Consider the following 15,379-nt stretch of genomic DNA (forward strand, 5'->3'; position numbering starts at 1 on the left):
CTTAAAGGTAATATTAATCATGGAAATGCAGATACAGATTATTATTGGCAGTGTGAGAAAAGGGCGTATCGGCCCCCAAATTGCAAGCTGGGTAAAAGATGAAATAAGTGCCAATTTTTCAGCTGAGGTTATTGATTTGAAAGATTGGAATTTGCCAATGGATGACGAACCTAATTTGCCCGCTGAGGGCATTTATCTCAATTGCCATACACGTTTATGGAGTGAAAAAATATCAAGTGGTGATGCTTATATATTTGTATTTCCGCAATATAATTGGGGCTATCCAGCAGCATTGAAAAATGCGATAGACCACCTTTACCATGAATGGGGTAATAAGCCTGCGCTTATAATTAGTTATGCCAATAAAGGCGGCGGCAAGGCAGCAACCCAATTAAGACAAGTATTGCAAGGCGTGCATATGCACGTTGCAATGGATAATATTGAAATTAAATTATCAGAAATTGACTTTAGCAAAGAACTTGGCAACAATGCTTACCCGCAAGATCTAGCTAATTATAGAGAAAAACTTGCAGCAGCAATGAACGAAATAAACAAAATCTATAGCAAAGCATAGCTCTAGCCATTTATTTCTATATAGATCTATTAAATTAGGTTTCAGTCGTGGCGTTAGGTAATTATTAATAAAGCACTTACTTTAGTCCTAATCTGAACCATTTGGAATTAACTTCTTTTCTAATCGTTTAACATAGAAAGAAACGCCGTTCTCACTCTCTATCTTTTTATGCACATTATTAATAAGAACAAATAGATGGTGGCGATCCTTAGCAGATATTTGCTTATTAACTAGCATTGACACTTCATCAATGACAAATAAGCGGTCATTAAGTTTAAGATAGATATTTTCGGCTACAACCAAGGAGGAACGGGCGTTTACTTTATCGGTTAACTGCAATAATATATCGCTTTCAATCATATTACCCAATTCATTATCGCCACCTTTATAAGACAAGCTTGCTAAACATAGCAGTGCAGCTAAAACAGTAGGCTCATCTTGGACCGATAAAAGCGAAGATAGCTTATCTTCAATTGGTTGGCGAGGAAGAGAAGGCTTATTTTTATTTTTGTTATAATGATAAGCACCGAACAAAATTCCTAATAAAAGAACCAATAATAATAACGGCATAACACCCCTATACGCTAAAACGCTTTACACATATTATATTTTTTCAATATATATATTATTATTTCACAACTTAATAAATGTTATATTCAATTTCAAGCCTTTTTATTACTGAATATAAAATATAGATTATAATCATACTCAATATTTAAAGGTGTACCAATATTTTAGCCAATATCGGCAAGGTGAGTAGCTCACCAAATTACATGATCACAATATATCTCAGCAACAAATTTTGGGCGGTCACTTATAAAAGACTATATGTTTTGAACCTTTAAATGCAGTTACACAATCTCAGTCAGCAGTGTTTCAAAGGTGTAATATTTTCTAAAAAACGTAGCATAGCAGGACTTTGATAACGAGCCTTATTGCACAAAATTGAAAAAGGTCGCTTCTGCAATTTAAACGGAAGAACTTCCAAACTATTAGTTTTAATATAATGTTGAACTACCAATTGTGATAAAGGGGCCGCATAATTACCCGACAAGACAGCGCTAAGCACCGCCTCATTTGATGGCAAGGTGAATTTCACCCTAATTCTACTAGCATCTAAGCCGGCCGCCTCAATAGCTTGATAAAAACTACTTCTTGTACCAGAGCCCTCCTCGCGCATAATCCAGTTTAACTCATAAAGTTTATAGTTGATATCCCTACTACTATTATCAAATTTAAAATTAAATACACTGGCAAGGCGCGGAGATGTTACAACTAATAATTGATCATCCATGATCTGTTTACGTTGTAAGCCACTAAATTGTAGATCGGTTTCAATAAACCCAATATCACAAATGCCTTCTTGCACAGCGCGCGCAACCTTATCGCTATTAACAATAGTAAGATCAATCGTAACAGCAGGATATTCATCATTGAAAGAAGATAATATTGATGGCAACCAATAATTAGCAATTGTATGACTGGCATAAAGCGTCAAACTACCACGGCTCAAACCAGATAGCTCTTCTAATATTCGTTCAGTCATAGCGGCACGCTGCAAAGTTGCGCGCGCCTCCTCTAGAAAAACCTTACCAGCTTCAGATAGTTTAATTTGCCTACCTACACGATAAAACAACGCTAGATTAAAATTGTCTTCCAAATTGTGGATAGAGGTTGATAAGGCCGACGGCGTTAACCGCAATGAAGTTGCAGCTTGGGTTAAATGCTCTCGTTCGGCAACAGCTACAAAAATGCGTAATTGCTCTAATGTTATCATGACAACCGTTCAATTAAATTTAACAATCTATACTATATTTTAAAATGGACGAAATGATTATTTTCTATATTGATAGGAATAAATAAAAAATTTTTAAAAGCAGTATCTATCATGAAAAATTCACCTACGGACTTATTATTCCGTTTTTTCCCCGGCATTGCATTATGCGGCGTTATTTCTGCTGCAAGCTTTGGCCTTCAAGCTGTTGGACAATTATTTTTTGGCCATTACTTTCCAGAAGCACTGGTATTGGCAATTATTTTAGGCGTTATTTGCCGTAGCATATTTGGTTCGGTGCAGTTTCCTGCCTTTAGGCGCTTTGATGAAGGCATCGGTTTTTCGGCTCATTTTTTGCTTGAACTTGCGGTGATGCTATTAGGGGCTTCTATTTCGACCACCATTATCATGAAAAGCGGATTACCGGTCCTTGCTAGCGTTGCCATTGTTGTTTTCTTGTCCATTTGTATTTCATATTGTATTGCCCGTGCACTAAAACTGTCATCAACCATATCACTTTTACTCGCTTGCGGTAATTCCATCTGCGGTAACTCTGCAATTGCGGCTGTTGCACCAGTTATCGGGGCTAAAAGTGATGATGTTGCCCCTTCTATTGCATTTACCGCTGTGCTTGGTGTTATAGCTGTCTTGTGCCTACCTTTACTCGTACCAATTTTTGGCTTTAATAACTATCAATATGGTATTTTTGCTGGCATGACTGTTTATGCCGTACCACAGGTCCTCGCAGCAACAGCACCGATTTCTGCTGTTTCCGTACAAACCGGTACTATTGTAAAGCTTATTCGTGTGCTTATGCTTGGACCTGTTATTTTTATAATCAGCCTTATTAAGGGCAGCAGCCAAGCTAAGAAAACTCCCTTATCCCGCATGGTGCCATGGTTCATTATTGGCTTTATAGCGCTCGCCATTTTTCGCTCATTAGGATTCATACCAAATGCTGCCCTTACACCTATCAATATGACAACCGTCATCTTGACTAATATTTCAATGGCTGCCTTGGGCCTTGGTGTGGACATTCGTGCCCTCGCCCGTTCTGGTGCGCGTGTTATTTTCGCAGCATTTTTATCGCTTATCGCGCTTTGCACCTTGGCAATGATCTTTATATTTTATGTTTTATGAAACGCACTTTATAATGAAGTTAGAGCTTTTCTAACAAAGGTTAGATCAACCTTTGCATCTGGACAATGCAACAAAATAAAAAATTTAGAGCACGTCACGGCTTTAACATTCAGAATACGCGCTTAAGCGCTTTTTTTAGCAGATATTGCATTACCTTTATTCAAAATAAATCCGCAAACAAAATCTATAAATCATGAATATAAAAATTAAGACTAAAGCAGTAAAATGATAAATTTTAATTTTTTTCCTAAAAATTACTATTAACAGCAAAAACAATGAGCAGAAAAAGATCATCAGTTCTCTAGAAATTTCATCAGTTAAAGGCAAAGCTCGAAACGATTGAACCTCCCCTTGGGCTAACATCCACTCATAATCATGAACGGATGAAAAATAAACGAATAAAAAAACAACGATAGATAATAAGTAATAAATAATATAAGCAGGGCTAAATATATTACGCAACAAAACCTCCGCAATAAAATTGATTTTTAAAAAATAAAATTACTACCGATCTCATTTCTAAGCTACAATGAAAATCTCATCATTAATTTTTTCCTTTAATCATCAATTAAAGCTAAGGATATTAAAATAGCGGCGGCAGGCAAATCATCCCCTCGTCAACAAAGCCTAATTATATAACACAACAGATAATAAGATATGCAGAGATTGCAAATGCTGCATTGACAGCCGCGATTACTGTTTCCCCGCAAAGAACGTTCACAAGAAATTTCTGAAATAGGGTAATTTTTTATGTGACGCTCTTTCAAACATATCACTAATCCCGCAAGGCTCATATCTATAACAACTATATGTTGGAGCAATATATTGCCCAAAGATTGCCTTAAACCAAATTTTGCTCAATACAAACATTGTCTATAACAATATTTCTTATACGAAAATCTTTCGAACAATAAGCTAATTCACTAAAACGAACTTTTATAATGAATTTTGCAACGTGAAACTTATGTTAGGATAAAAGCATTGTAACATAAGGTAATCAGACTGGCTTGTGATACCTAGCCTAACAGACTTACGAAAACTCACAATTAATCAAGTATTTGCGCTCTAAACTTCAGATCCAACAATCGGCGACCTATTGCTTCGTAAATCCGGTAGACCAAAGAATTTCAAAGCTTTCGGGGGGTAGGTAATCAGTTTTTAGCATTTCAAATTTTGTAGGCGAAATCTTTTTTACATTTTCACCACAAAAACTAATCAAAGAGTTTGCATCTCCCTTATCTACAACCAAGCGAAAATTTTTCACTTTACCTAAATTGTTTGCAGGTGAAAAAGTTAAAAAATGATCCATCCAAAACGTAAACCCATTTTGATGTCTCTTTTTAATTGCCGGTAGATAATCGTCTTTTACGCAATACTCATTTTCAGTATCATTAAATCCACCGAACTCGCCCGCAACTGCAGGTTCATATTGTAAAGTGATTTTCACCTCTTTACCTGGTCTAAAACGATGAGACCAAAAATAAGTGGTCTGCTCTAAGCAATCATCATTGCCATCCACACAAGCCCCTTCAGCTTCATCAACGTTGATAGTTGTAAAAGACGGAAAAATTTCAGTATTATTATGAAAAAAACGAAAATTACCGGGGTGACTTTCATCAAGATCAGGATATTGATCTACAGATGGTAAAATAAATTTAACATCAGTCAAAACATCATTATTTCCCGTGTTCTTAAATATATAGTCGCTCTTTACCAATCCTAAAGACAAATAAAGATCTTGCGATACAACCTCTATATTTTTTTTGTCGGTTATTGTTAAGCCTCCGACAGCATAACCACCCCACGCCAAAACAATAGAAGGCTGAATTAAAAGCAATAAAATGCCAAAAATTAACGACTTCAAATCCCCCACTCCAATTTTACTTAATAATTAAAATTAAAATACGTATCTAATCATAAAAGAAACAATTCGCCGCTAATTGCTAAAAAAGCCAACATAGATCATTTTTAAACAGTAGCAAACCAATTGCCAACAGCAAAACTAATCGTTCAAAAAGTATAAGCCTTTTTCACATAGTTAAAAAGCAAAAAATCTTGTAAGTCTGATCAAACTGCGATGATAACTTTTTGTTGCAAATCCGCCAAAATTAAATTCTACACCCCTAATTTCATTTAAGTGAATTTATAATATTTTCGGCGAAGATAGATCAACAATCTTAGACGTTAGATAAAATCAATGACAATGGGTTTTACTGATAAACAAAGTAAAAATTATTTTCCAAGCACATACCAGATATACGGCAGAAAAGTTTCAGAGACCGAGTTTAAATAATTTAGGTTTTGTAAAATTTCTTTGATTTAAAATATTATCAATTATTACCGGCGGTAAACCGCTCGGCAACAACATAAATAAAAGAACACATCTATCCAAACTAGAAAAAGTACGGATTTAATGACTATAAATAGTTTAAGCGTTATTCTAATAAATTCTATTAATCACTGCCTAAACTTAGTAATCTAAAAGAACGACATTATAGCGCTAACGATAACGAAAAAAGCCGGGTGAAAAACACCCGGCTTTCAAAAATTATATTTATAAAGTTTACTCAGCAACTGCTGATAATAGCTTAACGGAACCGCCAGCCTTTTCAACTTTTTCAATAGCGGATTTAGAAGCGCCAGCAATTTCAAAAGCAACTTTGCCAGTCAATTCACCATCAGCAACAAGACGAACACCGTCTTTAACGCGGCGAAGAACACCGGCAGCTTTTAAAGCTTCTACAGTTACAGCTTGCTTGCCATCAAGTTTGCCTGCATCAATCGCAGTTTGAACGCGACCAAGTGAAACAACATTGAAGTCTTTAGCAAAAATATTATTAAAACCGCGCTTTGGTAAACGACGGTAAATAGGCATCTGACCGCCTTCAAAACCATTGATCGCTACACCTGAGCGCGACTTTTGACCTTTAACACCGCGTCCAGCTGTTTTACCAGAACCAGAACCGATACCACGGCCAAGGCGCTTACGGGCTTTAGTCGCGCCATCTACGTCGCGTAATTCATTAAGTTTCATAACTATCTCCTGCCCTTGTTATCAAGCCTCATCCACTACGCGGACGAGATGTTGAACCTTGGCAATCATACCACGTACTGCAGGGGTATCCTGCAATGTACGACGACGGTGCATTTTATTAAGACCAAGACCAATCAACGTTGCACGTTGTTCAGCCGGACGGCGGATTGGGCTACCAGTTTGTTCAACCGTTACCGTCTTGCCGTTCTGAGATTTTTTCTCAGCCATTGTACTATTCCTTTTTATCAAGCCGTAAGGCTATTATTCTTCTGTACCAACAAGACTTTGGCGACGTGCTTGCAAAGTCGAATACTTAACGCCGCGCTGCGCAGCTACATCCTTAGGATGCATCTGGCGCTTCAAAGCATCAAATGTTGCACGAACCATGTTGTATGGATTTGAAGAACCAAGCGACTTAGCAACAACGTCTTGCATGCCAAGTGTTTCAAACACTGCACGCATTGGACCACCTGCAATGATACCAGTACCAGCTGATGCACTGCGCAACAATACTTTACCTGCGCCATGACGACCTTCAACATCGTGATGAAGGGTACGACCTGAGCGAAGTGGAACAAAAATCATTTCACGCTTTGCAGCTTCTGTTGCTTTGCGAATTGCTTCAGGTACTTCGCGAGCTTTACCATGGCCAAAGCCTACGCGGCCCTTTTGATCGCCAACAACAACAAGCGCGGCAAAACCAAAACGACGACCACCTTTAACAACTTTAGCAACACGATTAATGTGAACGAGCTTATCAACAAACTCGCTATCACGTTCTTCGCGATTACGTTCTTTCTGTGCCATTCCTAATTCCTTTTTCTTTTCCGGAAGCACTATACAAACCTTGTAATTTAACAAGGAACTAAAATCACACTATAAGCTTTATAAGTGGGAAATCTCAATAAGCTAACAATATGAACAAATCTAAGGCGCCTAGCAAAAAGCAAGGCGCCTCTAAATATTAGAAGCTTAAACCGCCTTCACGGGCAGCTTCAGCAAGAGCCTTAATACGACCATGGTAAATATAAGCACCACGATCAAAGACAACTTCCTTAACACCAGCTTTTGCAGCACGTTCAGCAATCAATTTGCCTACTGCACTCGCTGCGCTGCAATCTGCACCACCTTTGATAGTGCCTTTTAAATCACCATCAAGTGTAGATGCCGCAGCAACTGTATGTCCGCGCACATCATCAATGATCTGCGCATAAATATTCTGATTCGAGCGATGCACACTCAACCGTAAGCGGCCATTAGCGACCAATTTAATCTGACGGCGAATGCGATAAGCACGACGCTGTAGAACTTCTTTACGCGAAGCCATAACGCAGATTCCTTATTTCTTCTTGCCTTCTTTACGGACGATACGCTCACCAGCATATTTGATGCCTTTACCTTTATAAGGTTCTGGACCGCGATATTCACGGATCTCAGCAGCAACTTGTCCAACCTTTTGTTTATCTATACCAACAACAACAATTTCCGTTGGCTTAGGAACGCTCACCGTAATATCGGCGGGCACTTCATAAACAACTTCATGGCTGAAGCCGAGAGAAAGCTGAAGGTTTTTGCCCTGCATAGCAGCACGATAACCAACACCATTTATTTCTAGCTTCTTTTCGAAGCCGTCCTTAACACCCTGCAAGATATTTACAAGCATTGTGCGGGACATACCCCATTTTGATCGGGCATCCTTGGACGCATCACGCGGTGTTACAGTTAAAGCATTATCTTCAAGCTTAACTAGAACTTCGTCGTTAACAACAAATGATAATTCGCCTTTAGCGCCTTTTGCCTTAACAACTTGTCCATCGACCGTCGCGGTTACACCAGCAGGAACCTGAACGGGTTTTTTTCCAATACGAGACATTGTTCAACCTGTCTTTCCTGGGTTAAAGCTAATACCACATCAGAAGATGCGGCAAAGAAGCTCTCCACCTACATTCTGTTCACGGGCTTCATGATCGGCCATCACACCTTTTGGCGTTGAAAGGATATTAATACCCAATCCATTAGCCACATGAGGAATAGACTTAACCGAAACATAAACGCGACGACCTGGTCTTGATACGCGTGAAATTTCGCGAATCACAGGCATACCTTCGTAATACTTCAATTCGATTTCGATTTCAGATTTACCGTTATCAAAATCGCTTTGGGTATAACCACGAATGTAACCTTCTGACTGAAGAACATCAAGAACGCGAGCGCGAAGCCTTGAAGCAGGAGTTACAACTTTCGTTTTACGGCGGCCGATCGCATTGCGAATGCGTGTCAACATATCACCGAGAGGATCTGATACAGACATATCTTATCTCCTTCTTACCAGCTAGACTTGACAATACCTGGCACTAAACCAAGTGAGCCAAGTTCACGCAATGCGATACGTGACATTTGCAATTTACGATAATAAGCGCGTGGACGACCTGTCACTTCACAACGATTGCGAACACGAACTTTCGCTGAATTGCGTGGAAGCTCTGCAAGCTGAATAGTCGCCTTAAAACGCTCATCAAGCGAAACAGACTGATCCATAACAACAGCTTTAAGCTTTGCACGACGATCAGCATATTGCTTAGCCATCTTCTGACGACGCTTATTTTTCTCTACGGCACTAACTTTGGCCATTTCTATACCTCGCTACGCTTGCCGTTACGACCGGAATGGGAAGTTGAATGCGCGCAACAACTCACGTGCTTCATCATCCGTATTAGCCGTCGTACAAACGATAATATCCATGCCCCAAATTTGATCTACTTTATCGTAGTTGATCTCTGGGAACACAATGTGCTCCTTGATACCCATAGCGAAGTTGCCACGACCATCAAAGCTTTTCGGATTGAGACCACGAAAGTCGCGAACACGCGGCAATGCGATAGTCACAAGACGATCTAGGAATTCAAACATGCGATCTTTACGCAAAGTAACCTTTGTACCTAAAGGCATATCTTCACGAACCTTAAAGGTCGCAATAGAATTGCGAGCACGTGTAACGACAGCGCGCTGACCAGCAATGAGAGTTAGATCTTCAGCAGCAATACCAGGCTTTTTAGAATCGCCTGTAGCCTCACCGACACCCATATTCAAGACAACCTTGTCTATGCGTGGAATCTGCATTTCATTTGCATATTTGAATTTTTCGAGAAGCTCCTTACGGATCTCTTCACGATATTGCTTTTTCAAGCGCGGTTCAATTTTAGTATCAGCCATCGATCAGATCTCCAGAACGCTTAGCAACACGGACTTTACGACCATCAGCTTCCACACGGAAACCAACACGAGTAGGCTTACCGTCACTTGGATCAGCAATAGCGATATTCGACAAATTAATCGGTGCTTCCTTAGAAACAATACCGGCTTCCTGAGTCTGGGTCTGACGCTGATGACGCTTCACCATATTAATACCGCGAACAAGCGCCGTATTTTCCTTAGGGCTTACTTTGATAACTTCGCCACTTTGACCTTTATCTTTTCCGGTCAAAACTACGACTTTATCCCCTTTACGAATTTTCTGCATTTGTACCGCTCCTTAAAGCACTTCGGGAGCAAGCGAAATGATTTTCATATGGTTCTTCGCGCGAAGTTCGCGTGGAACCGGTCCGAAAATACGCGTACCGATTGGCTCTTTTTTGTTATCAATGATAACAGCAGCATTTTTATCAAAACGAATAACGCTGCCATCGGCGCGACGAATATCCTTAGCGGTACGAACCACTACTGCCTTCATCACGTCACCTTTTTTAACGCGGCCGCGCGGAATAGCTTCCTTAATAGAAACGACAATAATGTCGCCCACAGAAGCATATCTCCGCTTCGAACCGCCCAGCACCTTGATGCACATGACACGACGGGCACCGGAATTGTCCGCAACGTCGAGGTTTGTTTGCATCTGAATCATGACTGGCCGCCTTCTTTTATGTTGTAGTCCCGGACGCCATACAGCATCCTGACTAGCCTGTCAAACCACGATTTAAACATTTTCATGAATAAGCGAAAAAAGGTTGCGTATAACGCACCCTTTTTACACTTCACACAATAAATGCGCTAATTATTTTGTTGAGCTATTGTTAACAACGACCCAACATTTATCTTTTGAAATTGGCGCTGATTCTTGAATTGAAACAAAATCACCAATTTTGTACTGATTGTTTTCATCATGCGCTTTATACTTCTTAGACTGACGAATAGTCTTTTGAAGAAGCGGATGAGAATAACGGCGTTCGACCTTGACTACAATAGTCTTGTCGCTCTTGTCGCTAACGACAACGCCCTGCAGAATGCGTTTCGGCATGATCTATTCCTTATGCCTTGCTATCGGCCGCCTTCTGGCGGGCAATTGTTTTAATACGCGCGATGTCACGGCGAACCTCTTTCACGCGCGCGGTCTTTTCTAACTGGCCTACTGCTTTTTGAAACCGCAGATTAAACTGCTCTTTCTTAAGCGAAGCCAATTCTTGATTAAGCTGGTCGAGCGTCTTGGCCCGAAAATCAGCGGCTGTCATCGCAAAACCCTTTACTCAGCAATACGCTGGATGAAACGTGTCTTAATCGGAAGCTTTGCAGCTCCCAAACGAAGAGCTTCACGTGCGATTTCTTCAGATACGCCATCAAGCTCAAACATGATACGACCAGGGGCAACGCGAGCTGCCCAATAGTCTACACTACCTTTACCTTTACCCATACGAACTTCGGTTGGCTTAGAAGTAACCGGAAGATCTGGGAAAATACGGATCCACACGCGACCAGCACGCTTCATATGACGCGTGATGGCACGACGGGCGGCTTCAATCTGACGCGCAGTTACGCGCTCAGGCTCAACTGCCTTCAGACCGAAAGCACCAAAATTCAATTCCGTTCCGCCTTTTGAATTGCCGTGAATACGACCTTTAAACTGCTTACGGAACTTTGTGCGCTTGGGCTGCAACATTGTTCTTTACTCCAAAAATCTCTGTTTTACCGTCAATCAAGCGTTGTCGCGACGACGGTTCGACGGAGCACCTTGACTATCGCTTTCAAGAGCGCGGCGTTCAGAAGCCATTGGGTCATGTTCAAGAATTTCGCCCTTGAATACCCAAACTTTAACACCACAAATACCATAAGCGGTTTCGGCTTCAGCTGTACCATAATCGATATCTGCACGCAATGTATGCAAAGGCACACGACCTTCACGATACCATTCCATACGAGCGATTTCAGCACCACCTAAACGACCGGAACAGTTGATACGAATACCTTCTGCACCCAAACGCATAGCTGACTGAACAGCACGCTTCATAGCACGACGAAATGCAACGCGGCGTTCTAACTGCTGAGCAATTGATTGAGCGATCAAAGTCGCATCAACTTCTGGCTTACGAACTTCAACGATATTCAATGACGCATCAGCGTTAGTCATATCGCTTAACTTGCGGCGAAAACGCTCAATATCTGCGCCTTTTTTACCGATAATTAAACCAGGACGTGCAGCATGAATGGTTACGCGGCATTTTTTATGAGGACGTTCAATAACAATCTTGGCAATACCAGCTGTTTTGAGCTCATTCATCAAATACTTACGGATAGCTAGATCTTCATGCAATAGTTTACCATACTCACCAGTATTTGCAAACCAACGTGAATTCCATGTGCGATTGATACCGAGACGAAGCCCGATGGGGTTAATCTTCTGACCCATTATGCGGCCTCCCCTGTTGCAGCGACTTCACGCACCACAATGGTAAGATGCGAGTATGGCTTTTCTACACGGCTTGCACGACCGCGACCGCGAACGTGAAAGCGCTTCATTACGATTGACTTACCTACATGTGCTTCAGCGACAATCAACGAATCTACATCAAGATCATGATTGTTTTCTGCATTTGCAATAGCAGACTCAAGAGTCTTTTTTACAGTTGCAGCGATACGCTTACGCGAGAAGGTCAAATCCGCCAGTGCCGTATTGACGTTTTTTCCGCGGATCATGGCAGCAACCAAATTTAACTTTTGGGGACTGACACGGATTGTACGAGTAACTGCTTTAGCCTCGTTATCTTTGAGCTGGCGCGGAGCCTTGGCTTTGCCCATTCTTATTTCCTCTTCGCTTTTTTGTCCGCACCATGACCATAATAGGTCCGGGTCGGAGCGAATTCGCCGAATTTTTGTCCGACCATTTCCTCGGATACGGAAACAGGAACGTGCTTGTTACCGTTATATACACCAAAGGTCAAGCCCACAAATTGCGGCAAAATAGTGGAGCGACGGCTCCACATTTTGATAACTTCATTACGACCACTCGCGCGTACCTTCTCAGCTTTCTTGAGAAGATAGCCATCGACAAACGGTCCTTTCCAAACTGAACGAGCCACTTTAGACTACCTCTCTTATTTCTTACGCTGATGACGTGAGCGCATGATGAACTTATCAGTCGCTTTATTCGAACGCGTACGTTTACCTTTTGTTGGCTTACCCCAAGGTGAAACTGGATGACGGCCACCAGAAGTACGACCTTCACCACCACCGTGTGGATGGTCAACAGGGTTCATAGCAACACCGCGTACATGAGGACGCTTACCGCGCCAACGTGAACGACCAGCCTTACCATCATTGATATTACCATGATCGGCATTAGATACTGCGCCAACTGTTGCAAAACAGCTACCTGAAACCAAGCGTTGTTCACCTGAATTCAAACGCAAAATAGCCATGCCTTGATCGCGACCAACGAGCTGGGCGTAAGTACCAGCAGAACGGGCAATTTGACCGCCCTTGCCTGGCTTCATTTCCACATTGTGGATAATTGTACCAACTGGCATCGCGCTAAGTGGCATTGCATTACCAGGCTTTACGTCAACGCTAGCGCCGGCAATAACCTGATCTCCAACAGCTAAACGCTGTGGTGCAATGATGTAGCTTAACTCACCATCCTGATAACGGATAAGTGCGATAAAGGCTGTACGATTAGGATCATATTCTAAACGCTCAACGGTTGCTGGAACTTCGCGCTTTAAACGCTTAAAGTCCACAAAACGGTATGTACGCTTATGACCACCACCTTGGAAACGAACGGTTACCCGTCCAGTATTATTACGACCGCCTTTAGAGGAAAGACCTTGGGTCAAAGCCTTCACAGGCTTTCCCTTATAAAGACCTGACCGGTCAACAATAACAAGCTGACGCTGGCCTGGCGTGGTCGGATTGAAATGCTTAAGTGCCATTATTCCTACTCCACGGCCTCTTATAGACCGGTCGATACGTCAATTGTCTGACCTTCAGCCAATGTGACAATCGCTTTTTTGACATCGCTCTGGCGCCCGACAATGCCACGGAACCGCTTAACCTTACCCTTACGGACAAGAGTATTAACAGCTACTACTTTAACGCCAAATAGCGCTTCAATTGCAGCCTTAATTTCTGGTTTCGTAGCCTTAGGGGCAACGTTGAATACAACCTGATTATTTTCTGAAATCAGGTTGGACTTCTCGGTAATAACCGGACTGACGATCACGTCATAGTGTCTAAGATCCGTCATTTAAACCGCTCCTCAAGGGCTTCAACTGCAGCCTTGGAAAGAACAAGCTTACCGCGACGCAGAATGTCATAAACATTAATGCCCTGAACCGGCAATACATCAACATTAGGAATGTTAGATGCAGCGCGGCTGAAATTAACATCGATTTCAGATCCACCGATGAGCAAAGCGTTTTGAAGACCTAAATTTGCAAATAAGCCGGTCAAAACTTTAGTCTTTGCATCTTTAACTGCAAGCTCGTCAATAATGATAAGATCATTATTTTTTGCCTTAGCCGAAAGAGCATGTTTCAAACCAAGCGCACGAACCTTTTTAGGAAGATCATGAGCATGAGAACGCATAACTGGGCCATGCGCTTTACCACCGCCACGAAACTGTGGAGCACGAGCGGAATGGTGACGAGCGCGACCTGTACCTTTTTGTTTGTACATTTTCGCGCCGGTACGGGAAACATCAGCACGGGTTTGCGCTTGATGAGTACCTTGTTGACGACGAGCAAGCTGCCAACGAACAACACGCTGAAGAAGATCTTCGCGTGGCTCAAGACCGAATACTAAATCCGATACATTGAGCTTGCCGGCTTCGCTGCCCTCAAGTGTAGTAATATTGAGATCCATTATTCGGCTCCCTCAGCTGCGGGTGCGGCAACTTCAGCTGCTGCGTTACCTGACTGGCGTAGAGCTGCAGGCTTTGGTGCATTAGCAGGAAGAGCATGCTTTACGGCATCACGAACAAGAATCCATGCGCCCTTTGAACCAGGAACTGCACCACGAACAAGAATAAGTCCGCGAGCAAGATCTGTAGACACAACTTCAATATTCTGAGTGGTGATACGTGTCTGGCCCATATGACCAGCCATTTTCTTACCCTTAAAAACTTTACCCGGATCTTGACGCTGACCAGTAGAACCATGTGCACGGTGGGTGATGGAGTTACCATGTGATGCACGATGACCACCAAAATTGTGGCGCTTCATAACACCAGCAAAACCCTTACCGATCGAGGTACCGGTTACGTCAACTTTTTGACCCGGAACGAAATGTTCTGCAGTAATTTCCGCACCAACATCCAGAAGGTTTTCTGGAGTTACGCGGAACTCTGCCAATTTTGCTTTAGGTTCAACCGAAGCTTTGGCAAAATGACCACGCAATGGCTGCGTTGTATTTTTAACCTTAGCAAGGCCTACACCTAATTGAACAGCAGTATAGCCGTTTTTATCGACTGTACGCTGTGCGATAACCTGACAATTCTCCATACGAAGAACAGTAACAGGTACATGCTCACCTGCATCATTATAAATGCGGGTCATGCCCAGCTTTTGTGCAATTACACCTGAACGCATTGGAT

25 protein-coding genes are annotated in these 15,379 nt (G+C 41.9%); 2 read left to right on the top strand and 23 right to left on the bottom strand.

Annotated features, from left to right (window positions below; translation table 11 throughout):
* Positions 1–19: 19 nt before the first annotated feature.
* On the top strand, positions 20–574 hold the full coding sequence (locus tag N6B01_RS06805) for an NADPH-dependent FMN reductase (protein ID WP_262080526.1): 555 nt from the start codon (positions 20–22) through the stop codon (positions 572–574).
* 87 nt (positions 575–661) lie between these two features.
* Here N6B01_RS06805 and N6B01_RS06810 read toward each other — a convergent pair whose 3' ends face one another.
* Both N6B01_RS06810 and N6B01_RS06815 read right to left on the bottom strand, forming a co-directional pair.
* Positions 662–1,144 (bottom strand): hypothetical protein, encoded by a 483-nt coding sequence (locus N6B01_RS06810; RefSeq protein WP_262080527.1) that lies wholly within the window; start codon positions 1,142–1,144, stop codon positions 662–664.
* 295 nt (positions 1,145–1,439) lie between these two features.
* Entirely contained in the window at positions 1,440–2,351 is a 912-nt protein-coding gene (locus tag N6B01_RS06815; RefSeq protein WP_182419509.1) for a LysR substrate-binding domain-containing protein, read from the bottom strand.
* 111 nt (positions 2,352–2,462) lie between these two features.
* Here N6B01_RS06815 and N6B01_RS06820 point away from each other — a divergent pair, with 111 nt between their 5' ends.
* The gene (locus N6B01_RS06820) at positions 2,463–3,488 is read left to right on the top strand and encodes a YeiH family protein (protein ID WP_262080529.1); all 1,026 of its coding nucleotides are present in this window, start codon (positions 2,463–2,465) and stop codon (positions 3,486–3,488) included.
* Positions 3,489–4,581: 1,093 nt separating this feature from the next.
* Here the strand turns inward: N6B01_RS06820 and N6B01_RS06825 are convergent.
* The 21 genes from N6B01_RS06825 to rplC all read right to left on the bottom strand — a co-directional run bounded on the left by N6B01_RS06825 (position 4,582) and on the right by rplC (position 15,374).
* Positions 4,582–5,352, bottom strand: a complete 771-nt coding sequence (locus N6B01_RS06825; RefSeq protein WP_182419512.1) for a DUF4424 family protein — start codon at positions 5,350–5,352, stop codon at positions 4,582–4,584.
* A gap of 699 nt (positions 5,353–6,051) precedes the next feature.
* A complete protein-coding gene (gene rplO / locus N6B01_RS06830) occupies positions 6,052–6,522 on the bottom strand; it encodes a 50S ribosomal protein L15 (RefSeq protein ID WP_182419513.1) in 471 nt (156 codons plus the stop codon).
* Positions 6,523–6,543: 21 nt separating this feature from the next.
* Positions 6,544–6,750 (bottom strand): 50S ribosomal protein L30, encoded by a 207-nt coding sequence (rpmD, locus tag N6B01_RS06835; RefSeq protein WP_182419514.1) that lies wholly within the window; start codon positions 6,748–6,750, stop codon positions 6,544–6,546.
* A 33-nt stretch (positions 6,751–6,783) separates the two neighbouring features.
* Positions 6,784–7,329, bottom strand: a complete 546-nt coding sequence (gene rpsE / locus N6B01_RS06840) for a 30S ribosomal protein S5 (protein ID WP_182419515.1) — start codon at positions 7,327–7,329, stop codon at positions 6,784–6,786.
* Between the two features lie 157 nt (positions 7,330–7,486).
* Complete coding sequence (rplR, locus tag N6B01_RS06845) at positions 7,487–7,849, bottom strand: 50S ribosomal protein L18 (protein ID WP_182419516.1); 363 nt, start codon at positions 7,847–7,849, stop codon at positions 7,487–7,489.
* A gap of 12 nt (positions 7,850–7,861) precedes the next feature.
* A complete protein-coding gene (gene rplF, locus N6B01_RS06850; RefSeq protein ID WP_182419517.1) occupies positions 7,862–8,395 on the bottom strand; it encodes a 50S ribosomal protein L6 in 534 nt (177 codons plus the stop codon).
* Positions 8,396–8,434: 39 nt separating this feature from the next.
* Positions 8,435–8,833: a 30S ribosomal protein S8 gene (gene rpsH, locus N6B01_RS06855; protein WP_182419518.1), complete on the bottom strand. Its 399-nt coding sequence runs from the start codon at positions 8,831–8,833 to the stop codon at positions 8,435–8,437.
* 14 nt (positions 8,834–8,847) lie between these two features.
* Complete coding sequence (gene rpsN / locus N6B01_RS06860) at positions 8,848–9,153, bottom strand: 30S ribosomal protein S14 (RefSeq protein WP_182419519.1); 306 nt, start codon at positions 9,151–9,153, stop codon at positions 8,848–8,850.
* 24 nt (positions 9,154–9,177) lie between these two features.
* Positions 9,178–9,735, bottom strand: coding sequence for a 50S ribosomal protein L5 (rplE, locus tag N6B01_RS06865; RefSeq protein WP_262078059.1), 558 nt, complete (start codon positions 9,733–9,735; stop codon positions 9,178–9,180).
* Positions 9,728–10,042 carry a 50S ribosomal protein L24 gene (rplX, locus tag N6B01_RS06870; RefSeq protein ID WP_182419521.1) on the bottom strand — a complete coding sequence of 105 codons (315 nt, stop codon included), beginning with the start codon at positions 10,040–10,042 and terminating at the stop codon, positions 9,728–9,730. The genes rplE and rplX overlap by 8 nt, the downstream gene beginning before the upstream one ends.
* Before the next feature lie 12 nt (positions 10,043–10,054).
* Positions 10,055–10,423, bottom strand: coding sequence for a 50S ribosomal protein L14 (gene rplN, locus N6B01_RS06875; RefSeq protein ID WP_182419522.1), 369 nt, complete (start codon positions 10,421–10,423; stop codon positions 10,055–10,057).
* 150 nt (positions 10,424–10,573) lie between these two features.
* The gene (rpsQ, locus tag N6B01_RS06880; RefSeq protein ID WP_262078060.1) at positions 10,574–10,816 is read right to left on the bottom strand and encodes a 30S ribosomal protein S17; all 243 of its coding nucleotides are present in this window, start codon (positions 10,814–10,816) and stop codon (positions 10,574–10,576) included.
* Between the two features lie 10 nt (positions 10,817–10,826).
* A complete protein-coding gene (rpmC, locus tag N6B01_RS06885) occupies positions 10,827–11,027 on the bottom strand; it encodes a 50S ribosomal protein L29 (RefSeq protein WP_182419524.1) in 201 nt (66 codons plus the stop codon).
* A gap of 11 nt (positions 11,028–11,038) precedes the next feature.
* Complete coding sequence (gene rplP / locus N6B01_RS06890) at positions 11,039–11,452, bottom strand: 50S ribosomal protein L16 (RefSeq protein WP_182419525.1); 414 nt, start codon at positions 11,450–11,452, stop codon at positions 11,039–11,041.
* A 36-nt stretch (positions 11,453–11,488) separates the two neighbouring features.
* Complete coding sequence (gene rpsC, locus N6B01_RS06895) at positions 11,489–12,199, bottom strand: 30S ribosomal protein S3 (RefSeq protein WP_182419526.1); 711 nt, start codon at positions 12,197–12,199, stop codon at positions 11,489–11,491.
* Positions 12,199–12,588, bottom strand: coding sequence for a 50S ribosomal protein L22 (gene rplV, locus N6B01_RS06900; protein WP_182419527.1), 390 nt, complete (start codon positions 12,586–12,588; stop codon positions 12,199–12,201). Before rplV ends, rpsC begins: the two co-directional genes overlap by 1 nt.
* 2 nt (positions 12,589–12,590) lie before the next feature.
* Positions 12,591–12,869, bottom strand: coding sequence for a 30S ribosomal protein S19 (gene rpsS / locus N6B01_RS06905; RefSeq protein ID WP_182419528.1), 279 nt, complete (start codon positions 12,867–12,869; stop codon positions 12,591–12,593).
* 15 nt (positions 12,870–12,884) lie between these two features.
* Positions 12,885–13,718 (bottom strand): 50S ribosomal protein L2, encoded by an 834-nt coding sequence (gene rplB / locus N6B01_RS06910; protein WP_182419529.1) that lies wholly within the window; start codon positions 13,716–13,718, stop codon positions 12,885–12,887.
* A gap of 20 nt (positions 13,719–13,738) precedes the next feature.
* Positions 13,739–14,032 carry a 50S ribosomal protein L23 gene (locus tag N6B01_RS06915; protein ID WP_182419530.1) on the bottom strand — a complete coding sequence of 98 codons (294 nt, stop codon included), beginning with the start codon at positions 14,030–14,032 and terminating at the stop codon, positions 13,739–13,741.
* A complete protein-coding gene (gene rplD, locus N6B01_RS06920) occupies positions 14,029–14,649 on the bottom strand; it encodes a 50S ribosomal protein L4 (protein WP_182419531.1) in 621 nt (206 codons plus the stop codon). The genes N6B01_RS06915 and rplD overlap by 4 nt, the downstream gene beginning before the upstream one ends.
* The gene (gene rplC, locus N6B01_RS06925; RefSeq protein ID WP_182419532.1) at positions 14,649–15,374 is read right to left on the bottom strand and encodes a 50S ribosomal protein L3; all 726 of its coding nucleotides are present in this window, start codon (positions 15,372–15,374) and stop codon (positions 14,649–14,651) included. The genes rplD and rplC overlap by 1 nt, the downstream gene beginning before the upstream one ends.
* Positions 15,375–15,379: the final 5 nt, after the last annotated feature.

Origin of the sequence: Bartonella sp. HY406 (genome assembly GCF_025449315.1) — a bacterium.
In the GTDB taxonomy this organism is placed as follows: domain Bacteria; phylum Pseudomonadota; class Alphaproteobacteria; order Rhizobiales; family Rhizobiaceae; genus HY038.

Bases quoted from the DNA above. Each gene is read 5' to 3' on its own strand.
- N6B01_RS06805 (WP_262080526.1), top strand. From the start codon at position 20: ATGGAAATGCAGATACAGATTATTATTGGCAGTGTGAGAAAAGGGCGT.
- N6B01_RS06810 (WP_262080527.1), bottom strand. From the start codon at position 1,144: ATGCCGTTATTATTATTGGTTCTTTTATTAGGAATTTTGTTCGGTGCT.
- N6B01_RS06815 (WP_182419509.1), bottom strand. From the start codon at position 2,351: ATGATAACATTAGAGCAATTACGCATTTTTGTAGCTGTTGCCGAACGA.
- N6B01_RS06820 (WP_262080529.1), top strand. From the start codon at position 2,463: ATGAAAAATTCACCTACGGACTTATTATTCCGTTTTTTCCCCGGCATT.
- rplO (WP_182419513.1), bottom strand. From the start codon at position 6,522: ATGAAACTTAATGAATTACGCGACGTAGATGGCGCGACTAAAGCCCGT.
- rpmD (WP_182419514.1), bottom strand. From the start codon at position 6,750: ATGGCTGAGAAAAAATCTCAGAACGGCAAGACGGTAACGGTTGAACAA.
- rpsE (WP_182419515.1), bottom strand. From the start codon at position 7,329: ATGGCACAGAAAGAACGTAATCGCGAAGAACGTGATAGCGAGTTTGTT.
- rplR (WP_182419516.1), bottom strand. From the start codon at position 7,849: ATGGCTTCGCGTAAAGAAGTTCTACAGCGTCGTGCTTATCGCATTCGC.
- rplF (WP_182419517.1), bottom strand. From the start codon at position 8,395: ATGTCTCGTATTGGAAAAAAACCCGTTCAGGTTCCTGCTGGTGTAACC.
- rpsH (WP_182419518.1), bottom strand. From the start codon at position 8,833: ATGTCTGTATCAGATCCTCTCGGTGATATGTTGACACGCATTCGCAAT.
- rpsN (WP_182419519.1), bottom strand. From the start codon at position 9,153: ATGGCCAAAGTTAGTGCCGTAGAGAAAAATAAGCGTCGTCAGAAGATG.
- rplE (WP_262078059.1), bottom strand. From the start codon at position 9,735: ATGGCTGATACTAAAATTGAACCGCGCTTGAAAAAGCAATATCGTGAA.
- rplX (WP_182419521.1), bottom strand. From the start codon at position 10,042: ATGCAGAAAATTCGTAAAGGGGATAAAGTCGTAGTTTTGACCGGAAAA.
- rplN (WP_182419522.1), bottom strand. From the start codon at position 10,423: ATGATTCAGATGCAAACAAACCTCGACGTTGCGGACAATTCCGGTGCC.
- rpsQ (WP_262078060.1), bottom strand. From the start codon at position 10,816: ATGCCGAAACGCATTCTGCAGGGCGTTGTCGTTAGCGACAAGAGCGAC.
- rpmC (WP_182419524.1), bottom strand. From the start codon at position 11,027: ATGACAGCCGCTGATTTTCGGGCCAAGACGCTCGACCAGCTTAATCAA.
- rplP (WP_182419525.1), bottom strand. From the start codon at position 11,452: ATGTTGCAGCCCAAGCGCACAAAGTTCCGTAAGCAGTTTAAAGGTCGT.
- rpsC (WP_182419526.1), bottom strand. From the start codon at position 12,199: ATGGGTCAGAAGATTAACCCCATCGGGCTTCGTCTCGGTATCAATCGC.
- rplV (WP_182419527.1), bottom strand. From the start codon at position 12,588: ATGGGCAAAGCCAAGGCTCCGCGCCAGCTCAAAGATAACGAGGCTAAA.
- rplB (WP_182419529.1), bottom strand. From the start codon at position 13,718: ATGGCACTTAAGCATTTCAATCCGACCACGCCAGGCCAGCGTCAGCTT.
- N6B01_RS06915 (WP_182419530.1), bottom strand. From the start codon at position 14,032: ATGACGGATCTTAGACACTATGACGTGATCGTCAGTCCGGTTATTACC.
- rplD (WP_182419531.1), bottom strand. From the start codon at position 14,649: ATGGATCTCAATATTACTACACTTGAGGGCAGCGAAGCCGGCAAGCTC.
- rplC (WP_182419532.1), bottom strand. From the start codon at position 15,374: ATGCGTTCAGGTGTAATTGCACAAAAGCTGGGCATGACCCGCATTTAT.